Here is a 14599-nt window from a genome sequence, read left to right on the forward strand (position 1 = left end):
GTTACTCAGAAACGGTGACCCCAACTAGGGGATTTGACGATCTGGTGCTTGGGTAGGCAGAACAAAATGTCTTTCACCTTGCCATCTTTGATCTTGCCACTCGTCAAAGACTTTTTATTTATTGCAATAAATTGGTTAAGTCATGGAAGCACATCGATTACATCAAGCAATCAACTATCAAAATGTCATGGAAATCTTAGTGGCTCAGGAAATAGAGCTTCAAAAGTCTCGACTTTCCCCAAAGCTAGCTAAGTATATAAACCAGGTAGAAGTGGCTACCTACGCCCTCAATCGTTTACCACCTCTGTATGCTTCCTGTGAAGAGGGGAGGCGTCAGCAGCAGTTAAAGGGACACAAAAAACTAAGGCAGCAGATTACCACTACTGTGCGTCAAGCCTTTGCTGCGGTGCAACGAGACCCGATCAGGCTTTCTACACCAATTAGACCAGAAGAAGAAACTGAATCTCTAGCCGCTAAACTGGCTCTGCAAGAAATCCGGGAATTACTCAAAAATCAGGAAATAACATGGTATAACCTGGTCAGTATTGTCAGGCAAACCCTGATTCGAGCAACTCAGGTCAGAAAAAATCGGCAAAAAGAGCAGTCAAGAGACCCAATTTATGGTTGGAATGACTCTGGTTACCAGCTCTAACTTTGCGTTCGCGTAGCGTGACCTACGGTCAATCGCGTTTACAGCTTTACCTGTTAATAAGTTAACAGGTTGACCGGTTGATCAGTTGAAGGTTGACAAGTTGAAGGTTGACCGGTTGATAAGTTGAAGGTTGACAGGCTATAGTCTCCAAACCAGCGTTTTATATTTATTGATAACTTGTAGATATAAGGTACACAGGATTTTTTCCCTCTTACCTCCTCCCTGCTCCCTAAAACCCAAGACGAAACTACCTAACCCAATTTAAAACTGTTATAATGCTGCACTTTAACTATTCTACTGTGATCAATGCACCAGTTGACATAGTTTGGAACTTTCATGAGCGAGATGATATACTCGATCTGCTCACTCCACCCTGGCAACCAATCCAGGTGATCCGTCGTGAAGGAGGTTTAGGGATTGGAGCAGTTTCGGAATTTCGGATTTTTGTTGGTCTAATTCCCTTACAATGGAATGCTGTTCATACCGAGTATGAGCAATACCGACTCTTTAGTGATCAACAAAAAGAAGGACCCTTTGACTATTGGGTTCATCGCCATCAATTTATTCCAGAAGACCAGAAAACTCGGCTAACTGATTCCATTGAATTTGCTTTACCAGGAGGAGCGTTAGTGGAAGAAATGTTTGGTTGGTTAGTAACGCTGCAATTAGAGCAAATGTTTCGCTATCGCCATGAGGTAACCCAACGAGAATGTTCTAAGTTGGTGAATTGAAAGGTAAACATTTTATAAAAGTAGGGAACAGGGAACAGGGAACAGGGAACAGTAAATGTTGCGTAGGGTGCGTTAGTAACGCACCACCGGATCAAACAGCTTTTAGGAGATGCACCCGGCAATAGGCAATAGGCAATAGGCAAGAAAGTATATAGGGATTTTACCACTACCATTAATACAAATCTCCCCATCTCCCCATCTCCCCATCTCCCTATCTCCCCACACTAATCCCCTGTTTCATCTAACAACTTCTCCATCATTTCCTCTAATTCTTCCTGTGAATCCTTGGCGAATTGGACACTAGTAATAGTCCCCAAAACTCCCCCCGATGCTGTCAGGCTTGCTTCCGACACTTTGTTACTATAAAACAATCCGACACCAAATAAAGTCATCAACGCTGATGCAGCAGTTACACCAAGAGCAAGGTTGTAACTATGTCGTGCTTGTCGTAATAATTCCAGAATAATTTCTTCTTTGATATTACGGGAGTCATCGTTGTTTTGTGGCTTCTTATTAAAATTAAAGGGCATTGTTAGTCTCCTCAATCTTCTATCGTTTGCTGCTGATATTCGTATCCTATTCAGAGGAAACTATCTACGCCAAGGGCAAATGGGTTTAGTTGATGTTAGCCTTTGCCCTATTGCTGTAATCAGACTTACGAAGTTAGTCGGTTTTGCCCCCCTGCCCCCCAATTTTGGGGGGTAATCAAGTCAAAGTCCCCCAGAATTGGCGGATTTAGGGGGCGTTGCGTAAGTCCTGTGTAAAATAGATTAGGGCAAATAGGTTAATCAAGAAAAACCTATCTGCCCTAGTTGGTGAAATTCCCAGTAACCACGAGTTACATAACTCCCGACTCCCGACTCCCGACTCCCGACTCCCGACTCCCGACTCCCGACTCCCGACTCCCGACTCCCGACTCCCGACTCCCGACTCCCTGCTCGCTGCTCCCTGCTCCCTGCTCCCTACTCCCTAAAATCAAAATGCGTGAATCTGACAAAGTGCGATCGAGTCAGCAAGGTAAAGCTAGACTCAAACAAGCTTACAAAGACGCTAGACTAACTCAAGAGAAACTAGCACAGCATGCCCGTGTCTCTGTGGATACCGTTAAGCGCTTGCTTGGTACTAAAGATTGTCCCCATGGAGTAGAAAGATGGGCAGTTAGAAATATTTGCAACGTTCTAAAGATTAAACCAACTGATATCGTTGACAAAAAAGACTGGGAGCCTCAACAGCAGTTACCACCAGAGTTTGAACAACTTATTCAAGACAAAACTCACTTATTTTGCGGACGTCAGTTTGTCTTTAAGGCTATTGAAGACTTCTTCAGCAACACTACTCATGGCTACTTTACTGTTATTGGTGATGCCGGGATGGGTAAAAGCGCCATTGCTGCTAAGTATGTATTAGACAACCCAGACGCTATTTGTTTTTTTAATAGTCGTGCTGAGGGCATGAATCGTCCAGAATTATTCCTCAGGAAAATCCGTCAACAATTGATCACTCGTTACCAGTTGTCAGATGCTCAAGATGCTGATTTATCAGCGTTGTTGGCTAAGGTTAGGGAAAAATTATCTGCCGGTGAACGGTTGGTGATTGTTGTGGATGCCTTGGATGAAGTTGACCAAGAGGGATCTGGTAATCTTTTATATTTACCGACTATTTTGCCAGACGGTGTTTATTTTATCCTGACCAGAAGACCGTATAATCAGAATGAGAAAAGGCTGCGGTTATCCCCGAGTACACCAAGCAAAGAATTGGATTTAAGGGAAAAGTCTAAACAAAGCAATCAAGATGTAAAAGAGTATATTTGGCAATTGCTTAATCATAATAACTATAAACAGGGGTTGAGTCAGTGGATTAACCAGCAACGTGCCCTCTCTAACCAGGAATTTGTAGAACAAATTGCCGTAAAAAGCGAAAATAATTTTATGTATTTGCGCTGTGTGTTGCCAGCCATAGCCGATGGCTTTTATAATGATAAACCATTGAATGAATTACCCGTAGGGTTACAAGGCTATTACGAAAACCATTGGCAACTGATGGGGATGACAACCAAGCCTTTACCCAGGGCTAAAATTAAAATTGTTTATGTGATGTGTGCCTTACGTAGTGCAGCTTCTCGTAAAATAATTGCTAACTATTCTAAGCAAGATGAATTCACCGTGCAGGAAGTGCTTGATGGATGGCAGCAATTTTTACAGAAACAAGAAAGCTATCGACCACCACGTTATCGATTTTATCACGAAAGTTTCCGAGATTTTTTGCATCGACAGGATATTGTGCAAGCAGCAGGCGTGATGTTACCTAATATTATTACTGAAATTGCGGATAATATGACAGAAGGGCTGGAGTTATGAGTTTTGTAGGGTGTGTTAGGGGCGGTCGCCCTAATTTTCCGACTCTTCGTGCTTGGTTACGACAGCCAGCCCCGTAACGCACCACCGGATCAAAGATCAAACAGCATGCATTGAGATGCACCCCTTGAATTATGAGTAATCTTCGCAGTTGGTTAGGGCAAAAATCACCAGAGGAAATAGAGCATTTCTTGGGTGATATTCCCCGTTTATGGTTAGAAGGTGGTCAACTTAACAAATTATCTCGTTTGTTAAGTAATTATGAGTTTATAGAAGCCAAACTTAATCATCCTGAATTTGGCATCAAGGCACTGATTGAAGATTATGAGTTGATTAATGATATAGACTTAGCTCATCCAGACTACAGCGAGCAAACGATAAAATCACTGAAGTTAATTCAGGGAGCATTGCGACTATCAAAACATATATTAAGTCAAGATCAAAATCAATTAGCAGGGCAACTTTCAGGGCGTTTACTAGATTGTGATACCCTAGACATTCAACGATTATTACAACAGATACCGCAAACTGAAACTACTTGTTTGCGTAGCTTGACAGCTACGTTAAATCCTCCTACTGGACCCTTACTCTCTACCCTTAGTGGTCATGGTGACTCGGTAAATGCCGTTGCTGTCACACCAGATGGAACCATGGTAATTTCTGCTTCATCGGATCACACCGTTAAAGTGTGGGATTTGAATACAGGTGCAGAAGTCTTAACATTAACAGGTCATACTTCTCCAGTAAATGCTGTAGCGGTTACTCCTGATGGAACTAGGGTAATTTCTGGTGCCTCTGATAATACAGTTAGAGTCTGGAGTTTAGCAACAGGTAAAGAAATACAGAGATTTAACCGTCATAGTCTCCCTGTAGTTGCTTTAGCCGTTACTCCCGATGGCAAGAAAGTGGTTTCAGCATCAATTGCAAACTATGAATCTATGAAAGTCTGGGATTTGGAAACTGCTAAAGAAGAGTTAACCCTAATCGGTCATGGAGACTTAGTGAGAACTGTTGTTATCACCTCGGATAATCGCGTAATTTCTGGATCAGATGATGGAACTATCAAGGTTTGGAATTTAACAAATGGCAAAATGCTTTTCAGGAAGATACATGGGCAGAAAGATTTCCAGGGTCGTGTAAATTCGGAGCCAGTATATGCAATGGCAGTTAGTCGTGACGATAAGTGGCTAATTTCTGCTGGTTCTAGTCATAAGGCTACAAACATTATTATAATCTGGAATTTAGAAACGCGAACAAAAGCTTTCACCCTTGAAGATGATAACAATCCTATTAGTGCTCTTGATCTTACACCTGATGGTAAACAAGTAATTTCTGCTTCCTTCGATAATACTATTAAAGTTTGGAATATAAAATATCAAGAAAAAAAATTAACTTTTATTGGTCATGATTACTCAATCTATGATATAAAAGTAACACGAGATGGTAATAAGATTATTTCTGCTTCAAAAGATCAAACACTCAAGGTTTGGAATTTAGAATTCCAAGATCAACACATTCAAGTAATAGAAAATAAAAATTCAGTAAATGATGTTACCATTACTCCTGATGGCAAGCAAGTAATTTGTGTCTCAAAAAATAAAATCATAACAGTTTGGGATTTAGAACAAAAGAATATACTTTATGGTTTTTATAGCAATCACAACTCTAACTATAATCTTGTCATAAGAAAAAGTCAAATTTTTGAAAAATATATATTGCTTTTTTATTCATGGTTGAAAAGAGTATTTTCGATATTTTTTGTAATATTATTTCCTATATTACTTGTGAGTATTTTTATTATTATACTGACTAAATATCCAGAATTTAGTATATTAATTGCATTAACTAATATACTAACAGCTCGGCGACAACTATTCAATTTTTTAAATATTTCTGAAAATAATATAAATAATCTACCAAAAGAGTTTTACAAAAAAATATCTAAACAAAAAATAAACTTATCAAAATATAGCAAATATTCGGATATAACAATTGACTTAAGTCAAGCTTATGAAAGCAATAAAATTATTGAATTAGGGATTCCACCCAATAACTTTTTGCTTTGTATAACTAATAAAATTCCGTTATCTTATCATTTTTTTACTGTTTGGAATTACACCGAAATAAAGAGAATTTGCGATTTTTTATCAATAGCTCAATATTGCTATATTTATTTAATTTTATTGATATTTGTTATTTACCTATTAAGTATTATATCTTTCTTTTTATATATTCCATCTTTATTTTCAGATTGGATTATACTTTTATTACTTTTTTCATTGTTAATTTCATTATATTTACTTGATCAACTATTGTATTCTATAATAACCTTCATATTTTATGATTCCGCAACAACTCTATCAATCACGCCAGATGGCAACTATGTAATTTCTGGTTCAACTAACAGCACTATTAAAGTGTGGCATCTCGAAACCAAAAAATTACGTTTTGTCCTCAAAGGTCATAACCTGGAGATAACTAGTTTAGCTATCACCTCAGATGGTAAGTATTTGGTTTCTGGCTCCAAGGATAAAACTATCAAACTTTGGAATCTAGAAACTAGAAAGGAATGTTTCACCCTTAAAGGTCATAGCGATTCAATCAATACTCTCGCCGTAACCCCTGATGGTAAGTACGTCGTGTCTGGCTCCAAGGATAATACTATCAAAATTTGGGATTTGGAAAAGCGAGAGGAAATGTTTACCTTTACAGGTCATACCGACTCGATAAATCGGATCAAGGTAACATCCAACGGTAAGCTAGTGATTTCTGCATCTTCCGATAAAACACTCCAAGTGTGGGATTTCGAGACTAGGGAAGTTATTGCTACGTTTACTGGAGAAAGTGCCATCAACTGTTGTGCCGTTGCACCGGATGATGTAACCATTGTCGCAGGGGATGAAGGAGGAAATATGCATTTTCTGCGCTTGGAGGGAGTGGGGAGTAGGGAGTAGGGAGTAGGGAGTAGGGAGTAGGGAGTAGTAATAATAGTTGATTCTTTGTTGATGCAGTCGCTCATGAATGTTGCTAGGTACTATAGGGAAAAGTGTTCTGTCAATTTCTTTTGCTTAAGGGAGATCAAGCTAATGCCAGAATCGTCTCTGCCAATAGGGTTTACCCACAAAAAAGTCAACAAGAGCAACTTTACGATCTAGATGCCAAATGTCAACATGGGAGATGAATTACTGAAAAATCTTATTTGGGTGGGACCTTCAAAAAAGGAACTGTTAGGGTTTCCTGAAGATGTCATCGATGAAGTTGGTTACATTCTCTATCGGGTTCAAAAAAACAAAAATCATCCTCATATTAAACCTTTGAAAGGATTAAATGGAGTGTTAGAAATTGTCACCGATTATAAAACAGATACTTACAGAACAGTATATGCTGTCAAACTTGGGAATACTATATATGTTCTCCACGCCTTTAAAAAAAAGTCAAAAACAGGTATTAAAACCCCAAAGCAGACTATGAATTTAATTAAAGAACGCCTAAAACAAGCACAAGATATTGCTAAACAACAAGATTAATAGCACCAAGGATAAAATAATGCCAGATTATACTGTAAGCTCAGGTAACATTTTTGCAGATTTAGGATTTATTAATGCTGAAGAAAAGTTGGCTAAGGTTAAACTAGCTTCACTCATTTACGATCTGATTGATGAAAGACAACTGACTGATTCAGATGTAGCTATGATTTTAAAAATTGAGCCTCCTCAATTCATGGATTTAAAAAATGGTCGCTTGCAAGGGTTTTCCTTGGAAAAGCTATTATTTTTTTTGGTAGCATTAGGTCAAACTATTGAAATTAGCGTCAGTCCAAAACCCGAAACTGTATCTAGTGGGAAGATACAAGTAATCCGTCAATCTTATGCTTGAATGTAACCGTTGAAGGGGTAAGTGACTGTTGGGCTCCCGACTCCCGACTCCCTAAAAAAAATCGGTCAAGCGCGTAGCGCATTAGCTGACAGCTGACAGCTGATAGCACCTCAAGTAGCGTGCGCATAAGCTGAATGCTTACGATTAGATTAATTAACAATCCCTTCACCTATACCAAAACCAGTATACTGGCGTACTTCAGGTTCATGAAAAGCTAAAATAATATCCTGTTTTGGAACTCCCATTTCCACTAATCGGTTGGCAAGTCCTTCTTCGGTGCCGTCATGCTGAATCCAAATTTTTCCACCCTTGATATCAACATGTAAAATACAGCCAAAATCACGTTTATTGCCACGCCAACCAACATAGAGCAGTTGGTAGTGATCCTGCTCTGTATCAAAGACAGTCTGAACCTCGTACTCTGGTGCAATTGTTTGCCGTGAAGCCCGTTGAGCACGTTCGGAAAGAAGATGTCGAATATACTGGCGATATTGCTCTACAGCCATTGAACAATTACCTCCTGTTTCACATCATAAATTAGTAATCTAATCTGATAACGATCAACTGCTGCCATGATGAAGCGTCGCTGGAAAAAACTCTCATAAATTGGCTCTCGCACAGCCAAATAAAGCTGGCGATTGGCTTCCATCCTTGCCAGTGCATCTCGGTAGTTGAGGAATTGCCCCAATGCCATATGAAAGTCGGAAACCTTGGATGGGCTGATAAAACTTTTGACTTCAACAGCAATTTTCTGATTTTTTCGTTCTGCTGCTAATAGTTGTTCCGCTCCTAAATCAATCTCAAAATAGACATCATCGATCCTAATTTCGTAAGGGTCTGCCGTAATCGTCCAGTTGTCTTTTTCTAAAGCAGTTCTAACAACAAAATGAAACCGATCTTTGACCATATCAACCTTTTCAGCATAGATCGTTTAACCCCGTCTACGTTAATTTAATAAACCTAGGGATATTGCAGTCTCTCCCTGCTGATTCGCACTTGTCTTGCACTCCTTCAGACATATCAGACTATTTAGAGGGCACTACATTGTATTGTATATTATACGAATCCCTTTGTACCTCATGGGAAACAGAATTGCTATATTTGGCCTACCGACTCCCGATTCCCGACTTCCTAAAAAAAATCGGTCAAGTTTGGTTAAACCCAATTCTTGACCGCATTCAAGTTTTGAATATGTCACAAGAACAGCTTTAGCTGTACTTATATGATAACAACTCCAAATCGACTATGACATTGTTGTTGAGTTAGTCAGCAACTGCTGGAAACCAACAACATCCCAACTCATACTGCTTCATCCTGCTTCACAAAACAATTTTCGCAACATAACCCTCACGATTCCTGTGGGCCAGGGATTTTCATCCCTGGCAAATTCCTATCCTAGTCTACATAAAAGTATCGAATGAAAAACGTCATCACCTGACCAGGTTTTCCGGTAGGCTCCGGAGTGCTCCATTCGTCCGGGTGTGCATACTTAAGGGCATACACCGCATTAATGGTATTGCGAACCTGTTCAGGAGTACCGACCAAGACGTGCTTGGCTTTTTTGCACTTACGGCATTGGTCACCAGAGTTTTCTGGGGAATTAGGATTGTTGAGATTGTCATCTGAGTTGGGATTAATGTTGTTAGTCATTTGGAGTTCCGTGTTTGAACTAGGTATAATATTAATATATTAATTTATTGACTAATTGTCAAGGGGTTTGGGAATTTTTTTTTATTAATAAATAAGGAATCGGGAATCGGGAATCGGGAATCGGGAATCGGGAATCGGGAATAAATTAATCGTAGGGTGGGCAGTGGTTCAGACGGATAATATCAGGTTGTAATAGATTTAATCGGCACTGCCCACCCTACATCTGCTCCGAAGTCCCTGCTCCCTTTTCCCTAAAACCCAATCCTAATGTCCCGATAAACTAATCAGTAAAACTCCCAATACCATAATTGCTGCTCCAGTTGCTCTTTCCTGAATTCCCGGTTCTTTAAAAATTAGACATCCTAAGATTACACTAATTAAAGCACTCATGCGTTTAACAGCAATCACGTGGCTAACAAAGGTCATTTCGAGAGCTGTCATTTGGCACAAAATTGCTCCAGCCTGAAAGAAACCAATAGGAACTATAGACAGTAATTATTTTGGAATTTGGTTTAATTTACCTCTTGATTTATACAGCATAATAAATCCCATCCCTGTGGCAATAAAGGTATGCAGTGCAATTGCCCAAAATATTGGTGAAGAATTTTCTACCCCCACCTTATCAACGTTGGCCGTAATACTAAAAATTACAGCTGCGGTTAACATTAACTTAGGACCTCGTTGCTTCAGTAGCCCTTTAAAAGGGGCGAGGTAACCGTTTCTTTTTTCTTTCAAATTCAAGCTATAAGACCCAAGTACAATCATCATAATCCCTACCATATCTAAGGGGGTAGGATATTCTCCAACAATGATTGGGGATGTCACTAATAAAAATAACGGGGTAAAGGTCACAAAGGGAACGGTAATGGATAAGTCAGAGCGACTCAATGCTTGGATATACAAGCTCATGGCCACCACATTCAGAGACCCTCCTACCATTAATGCTAAGCCAAAATCTCGGCCTAGTTCGGGAATTTCAATAACAAAAAGGAGGGGGAGTAAAACCGGCAAAGAAAAAAAGAATAACGCCCAAGAAACAATGTAAGCATCAACATTTTTGAGCCCTCTCTTACTGGTCAAATCCTTGCCAGAAGCAAAAAGAGCTGTTAGACTAGCGAATATCAACCAAAGCATAGTAGTGCTAACGTGTAGTTTAGTCAGAATAGAGATAATGAGTGAATGACGGGAGCATGTCAATTTTGTTAATCCCTGATTCAGATCCCCCATTATCCCCCTTAAAAAGGGTTAATTGTGAATATAATTATCCCTTAATAAGGGTTAATTGTGAATATAATTATCCATTTTTAAGGGTTAATTGTGAATATAATTCCCCCTTAATAAGGGAGACTTGTGAATATAATTATCCCTTAATAAGGGAGACTTGTGAATATAATTCCCCCCTTATTTAAGGGGGGCTAGGGGGGATCTATGTACATAATTACAAAGGTGACATGCTACCGAGAATGACAGACTTAACTAGCCTAGCTTAAGACATAAGTTAAGCTATAGTTAAATTCCGGGTGGTTAACTGTTGACTGTTGACTGTTGACTGTTGACTGTTACCCGTCACTAAGCAACCCTAGAAAAGTAGATAAGTTAACTAAAACAGTTACTAAAACAGTTAACTGCATATCAGCAGAAGCAGTTAGCGATTAAGCATTCAGCCGTCAGCCGTCAGCCGTCAGCTAAAAGCTCACGCGTGCGCGTTCAGCTTAAAAAAAATTTCAAGTCTGGGGAAAAGCCCTTGGCCGTTGGCCACGCTACGGGAACAGCGTGGCACAGCCTTCGACGCTATGACGTAACTCAGCATTATTCGAATGGTTACCTTTTTTATTCAAAAGCTGTTAGGTTTAGCTTTCCCATAACCCATAACCCATCAGCTGATAGCTGATAGCTGAATGCTTACGTTAGCGATCGCACTGACGCAGTTAGCTTTTAAATCATCATTTGTTAACCCTATATCCCCATCAGTCCTAACAGAATGTAAGCTAAGGCACATTTAGCAATGGTTAACTAGTGCTTAACTAATGGTGGAGGGTTGGAGCAGCTAGATGGGTAAAGGGGATAGGGTCAAAGCGATGTAGTCGGCCAAAGGGGGAAACCCCCACTCGCCCTTTGCATCAAGACAATGAACAATTTTATTTTATAGTGACCTCCGGAGAACTCAACTGGTATATTATGGGCGGGTGTGTTCACCGAAAAGGGCACATCTGTAAATTCCCTACTTCGACACACAGGTATTAAGTCATGCAAACACAATTCTTGATATCGAATCAGAGTATGAACAAATATATGAGGTTAACTACCAAATTATTAGTCCTGGTTGCTCTCCTAGGAGCAGTTAGTGCTTGTAAGGGTCGCCAAATCGAAGAGGCTCCCCAGAGTGCAAATCAAGTAGAACCACTTCCTGAACCTGAGGAACAAAAGGCTTCTCGCTTTAACATTCCCTTCTTTAATCTGGGTAGGAACCAGGATGAGGCAACACCAACTGATCCAGAAGTGTCAGAAGACCCATCAATTACAGAAGGGGAAGCACTGAGTATTCAACCAGAGCAACCGTTCGAACAAGCACAGGCAAATACAACTAATACCTTTGCCGAGCCAGAGGAGGATACTGTTGCTCAAGGAACTACCGTGATCAGTGAGTCTAGTGCTCCAGCGAGTACAGCAAGCTCAGCAACTACAGGAAGTTCTGGTACAGTAGTATACGAAGATAATGACCCCATACCAGCTCTATGGTAAAGGGCAGCACCTGTAGTTGTTTAAAAGGTTGGGGAAGAGATTAGGGATTGGGGATTAGGGGATGGGTGAAAAGGAGAAAGGATGAAAAATAAAGGATGAAAAATAAAGGTTGAAGTAGAAAGCATGAACAATAAAGGTTGAAGGAAGAAATGGGTTTATCGGACTTAAGGTTGACTAAAAACGTTATCCACAACCTACGAGTTACACTTCCCACTTCCCACTTCATACTTAATAGTTCATTGATACTTCCTCCTTAATAGTTCATCCTTGATACTTCATCCTTGATACTTTCCCCAATCCCTAGTCTCCACTCTCCTTAACCTATGAAAGCAGCAAGTGACATTCTGATTATTGGCGGTGGCATTATCGGTTTAGCGATCGCTGTAGAACTGAAGCGGCGTGGGGCAACAGTAACTGTTGTCACCCGCAATTTCCAAGAAGGTGCCACCCTAGCTGCAGCGGGAATGTTGGCACCCTTCTCAGAAGCGCTCCCCATCGGTCCCATGCTAGATTTGGGCCTGTGGTCCCACTCACTGTATCCTCAATGGTGTACCAAACTGGAACAGATGACTGGTGTGGCAACGGGCTATTGGCCCTGTGGCTTTTTAGCACCGGTCTATGAAGGGGCACCAGGAAATCAGCAACAGCAGGTCAGCAACAAAACCGGAGTTGCTGACTGGTTAGATAAAGATACGATTCATTGCTATCAATCAGGTTTAAGCTCAGAAGTGGTTGGTGGTTGGTGGTACCCAGAAGATGCTCAGGTGGTCCCCCAAGCACTCAGTAAAGCCCTGCGACTGGCTGCCCAAGAATGGGGAGTAGACCTACGTGAAGGCATAGCTGTGGAGGCAATTCAGCAACACAATCGCTTAGTCTCTGGGATTAGAACCTCCGCAGGGGAACTCCATGCAGACCATTATGTCCTAGCAACTGGAGCCTGGTCTAATCAACTATTGCCCTTGCCAGTGGCTCCAAAAAAAGGTCAGATGCTGTCAGTAAAAGCCACTAAAAATTATCAACACCCCTTGCCACTACAGCGAGTGTTATTCAGCTCTGAGGTTTATCTAGTCCCCCGTCGAGATGGACGAATTTTGATTGGTGCAACAGTAGAGGATGTAGGTTGGCAGCCTGACAACACTACTGCTGGAATTAACCGTTTGTTAAAATCAGCTATCCGGCTATATCCGGAAATTCAACACTGCTCGATTCATGAGTGTTGGTGGGGATTTCGACCAACCACACCTGACCAATTACCAATTCTTGGCACTAGTCCATGCCAAAACCTGAGCTTGGCTACTGGTCACTATCGCTACGGTATTTTGCTGGCTCCGGTGACCGCTTTGTTGCTGGCTGACCTGATTGAGAAGCAAAAGTCTGACCCATTGTTAGATCAATTTCGATACGACCGACCTTACCATCAACCAGCCTCAAATCAAAGCATTCCTAATCTTAGTCCTAATCTTAGTCATCATCTCAGTGTATCTAGTAACTCCTCCTCAACACCAGTGCTGCACTATAATTCTGCTACGGTCCGGGACTCTCACTCTGACAATGGGACGGAACCACCGGATTTACTAACCATTGCGGGAAAAACCTTTCGGTCTCGTCTGATGACTGGCACAGGTAAGTATGACTCTCAACAGGTAATGGCTAAAAGTATTGCGGCTAGTGGCAGTGAAATTGTAACGGTGGCCGTGCGTCGGGTACAAACTAAAGCACCAGGACACGAAGGGCTAGCGGAATCCCTGGATTGGAGGAAACTGTGGATGTTACCCAATACCGCAGGCTGTAAAACGGCGGAAGAAGCGGTGCGAGTGGCACGGCTTGGTCGGGAAATGGCGAAGCTATTGGGTCAAGAAGACAATAATTTTGTGAAACTGGAAGTGATTCCTGATCCTAAGTATTTACTCCCTGACCCCATTGGTACTCTAGAGGCAGCAGAGCAACTGGTAAAAGAAGGGTTTGCCGTTTTGCCCTATATTAATGCGGATCCCTTATTAGCCAAACGCCTAGAAGAGGTAGGATGTGCGACGGTGATGCCTTTGGGTTCACCCATTGGTTCGGGACAGGGCATCAAGAATGCTGCCAATATTGAAATCATCATTGAGGAAGCTGGAGTTCCGGTGGTGGTAGATGCTGGCATAGGTAGCCCCAGTGAAGCCACCTATGCCATGGAGTTAGGGGCAGATGCTTTATTGATTAATAGTGCGATCGCATTAGCAGGTAATCCTGTCATGATGGCAAAAGCCATGGGAATGGCCACCGAAGCTGGTCGTCTGGCTTACCTAGCTGGTCGTATTCCAGTTAAAAACTATGCTAGTGCTAGCTCACCCCTCACTGGTACCATTACCTAGCTGATCTAGCAGTTCTCAATTAGGTGAGGTACTACGCCCTTGGGGTTGCGCGGGAGTAGGGAGTAGGGAGTAGGGAGTAGGGAGTAGTAAAAAAACCTGTGTACCTGATGATTCTGAGAACTGCTATAAATACATATATCAAATAATTTGTCAAGGTCTAGGACTGGATTAACACTTTAACGTAACAAATCAAGCTGATCAGGAAAACTGAAGAGTAGTTATACCAATTTTTGTTACATT

16 protein-coding genes and 1 pseudogene are annotated in these 14599 nt (G+C 41.2%); 10 read left to right on the forward strand and 7 right to left on the reverse strand.

Annotated elements, in window-relative coordinates; genetic code table 11:
• Positions 1 to 142 precede the first annotated feature (142 nt).
• Positions 143 to 652, forward strand: coding sequence for a late competence development ComFB family protein (locus F6K57_RS00795; RefSeq protein ID WP_293028373.1), 510 nt, complete (start codon positions 143 to 145; stop codon positions 650 to 652).
• Between the two features lie 275 nt (positions 653 to 927).
• Complete coding sequence (locus F6K57_RS00800; RefSeq protein WP_293046102.1) at positions 928 to 1383, forward strand: SRPBCC family protein; 456 nt, start codon at positions 928 to 930, stop codon at positions 1381 to 1383.
• A 224-nt stretch (positions 1384 to 1607) separates the two neighbouring features.
• On the opposite strand, the gene F6K57_RS00805 is transcribed toward F6K57_RS00800, so the two are convergent.
• Positions 1608 to 1913 (reverse strand): hypothetical protein, encoded by a 306-nt coding sequence (locus F6K57_RS00805; protein ID WP_293046098.1) that lies wholly within the window; start codon positions 1911 to 1913, stop codon positions 1608 to 1610.
• 285 nt (positions 1914 to 2198) lie between these two features.
• Between F6K57_RS00805 and F6K57_RS00810 the strand changes: the two genes are divergently transcribed.
• From F6K57_RS00810 to F6K57_RS00825, 4 genes are all read left to right on the forward strand, one after another.
• On the forward strand, positions 2199 to 3740 hold the full coding sequence (locus tag F6K57_RS00810; protein ID WP_293028390.1) for an AAA family ATPase: 1542 nt from the start codon (positions 2199 to 2201) through the stop codon (positions 3738 to 3740).
• Between the two features lie 131 nt (positions 3741 to 3871).
• The gene (locus F6K57_RS00815; protein WP_293063975.1) at positions 3872 to 6691 is read left to right on the forward strand and encodes a PQQ-binding-like beta-propeller repeat protein; all 2820 of its coding nucleotides are present in this window, start codon (positions 3872 to 3874) and stop codon (positions 6689 to 6691) included.
• Between the two features lie 216 nt (positions 6692 to 6907).
• Positions 6908 to 7264 (forward strand): type II toxin-antitoxin system RelE/ParE family toxin, encoded by a 357-nt coding sequence (locus tag F6K57_RS00820; protein WP_364300724.1) that lies wholly within the window; start codon positions 6908 to 6910, stop codon positions 7262 to 7264.
• 19 nt (positions 7265 to 7283) lie between these two features.
• Positions 7284 to 7613: a helix-turn-helix transcriptional regulator gene (locus tag F6K57_RS00825; protein ID WP_293028523.1), complete on the forward strand. Its 330-nt coding sequence runs from the start codon at positions 7284 to 7286 to the stop codon at positions 7611 to 7613.
• Positions 7614 to 7762: 149 nt separating this feature from the next.
• Here F6K57_RS00825 and F6K57_RS00830 read toward each other — a convergent pair whose 3' ends face one another.
• Positions 7763 to 8119 (reverse strand): XisI protein, encoded by a 357-nt coding sequence (locus F6K57_RS00830; protein WP_293028519.1) that lies wholly within the window; start codon positions 8117 to 8119, stop codon positions 7763 to 7765.
• Positions 8110 to 8520, reverse strand: coding sequence for an element excision factor XisH family protein (locus F6K57_RS00835; protein ID WP_293063978.1), 411 nt, complete (start codon positions 8518 to 8520; stop codon positions 8110 to 8112). Before F6K57_RS00835 ends, F6K57_RS00830 begins: the two co-directional genes overlap by 10 nt.
• Before the next feature lie 137 nt (positions 8521 to 8657).
• Here F6K57_RS00835 and F6K57_RS00840 point away from each other — a divergent pair, with 137 nt between their 5' ends.
• Entirely contained in the window at positions 8658 to 8825 is a 168-nt protein-coding gene (locus F6K57_RS00840) for a hypothetical protein (RefSeq protein WP_293063980.1), read from the forward strand.
• A 183-nt stretch (positions 8826 to 9008) separates the two neighbouring features.
• On the opposite strand, the gene F6K57_RS00845 is transcribed toward F6K57_RS00840, so the two are convergent.
• The 3 genes from F6K57_RS00845 to F6K57_RS00855 form a co-directional block, all read right to left on the reverse strand.
• Positions 9009 to 9263, reverse strand: coding sequence for a hypothetical protein (locus tag F6K57_RS00845; RefSeq protein ID WP_293045230.1), 255 nt, complete (start codon positions 9261 to 9263; stop codon positions 9009 to 9011).
• Between the two features lie 264 nt (positions 9264 to 9527).
• The gene (locus tag F6K57_RS00850) at positions 9528 to 9704 is read right to left on the reverse strand and encodes a hypothetical protein (RefSeq protein WP_293063982.1); all 177 of its coding nucleotides are present in this window, start codon (positions 9702 to 9704) and stop codon (positions 9528 to 9530) included.
• Between the two features lie 54 nt (positions 9705 to 9758).
• Complete coding sequence (locus F6K57_RS00855; protein WP_293063984.1) at positions 9759 to 10397, reverse strand: EamA family transporter; 639 nt, start codon at positions 10395 to 10397, stop codon at positions 9759 to 9761.
• Positions 10398 to 11555: 1158 nt separating this feature from the next.
• Here F6K57_RS00855 and F6K57_RS00860 point away from each other — a divergent pair.
• The 3 genes and pseudogenes from F6K57_RS00860 (at position 11556) to F6K57_RS41785 (ending at position 14359) form a co-directional block, all read left to right on the forward strand.
• Positions 11556 to 12005, forward strand: a complete 450-nt coding sequence (locus tag F6K57_RS00860) for a hypothetical protein (protein WP_293045234.1) — start codon at positions 11556 to 11558, stop codon at positions 12003 to 12005.
• A gap of 323 nt (positions 12006 to 12328) precedes the next feature.
• Positions 12329 to 13366, forward strand: a pseudogene (thiO, locus tag F6K57_RS41780) (glycine oxidase ThiO); the annotation flags it as partial.
• A gap of 219 nt (positions 13367 to 13585) precedes the next feature.
• Positions 13586 to 14359 (forward strand): thiazole synthase, encoded by a 774-nt coding sequence (locus F6K57_RS41785; protein ID WP_364300727.1) that lies wholly within the window; start codon positions 13586 to 13588, stop codon positions 14357 to 14359.
• Between the two features lie 31 nt (positions 14360 to 14390).
• Here the strand turns inward: F6K57_RS41785 and F6K57_RS00870 are convergent, their stop codons facing one another.
• Positions 14391 to 14513: a hypothetical protein gene (locus F6K57_RS00870; protein ID WP_293028490.1), complete on the reverse strand. Its 123-nt coding sequence runs from the start codon at positions 14511 to 14513 to the stop codon at positions 14391 to 14393.
• Between the last annotated feature and the right edge of the window lie 86 nt (positions 14514 to 14599).

Source organism: Moorena sp. SIO4A5 (assembly GCF_010672005.1).
GTDB lineage: Bacteria > Cyanobacteriota > Cyanobacteriia > Cyanobacteriales > Coleofasciculaceae > Moorena.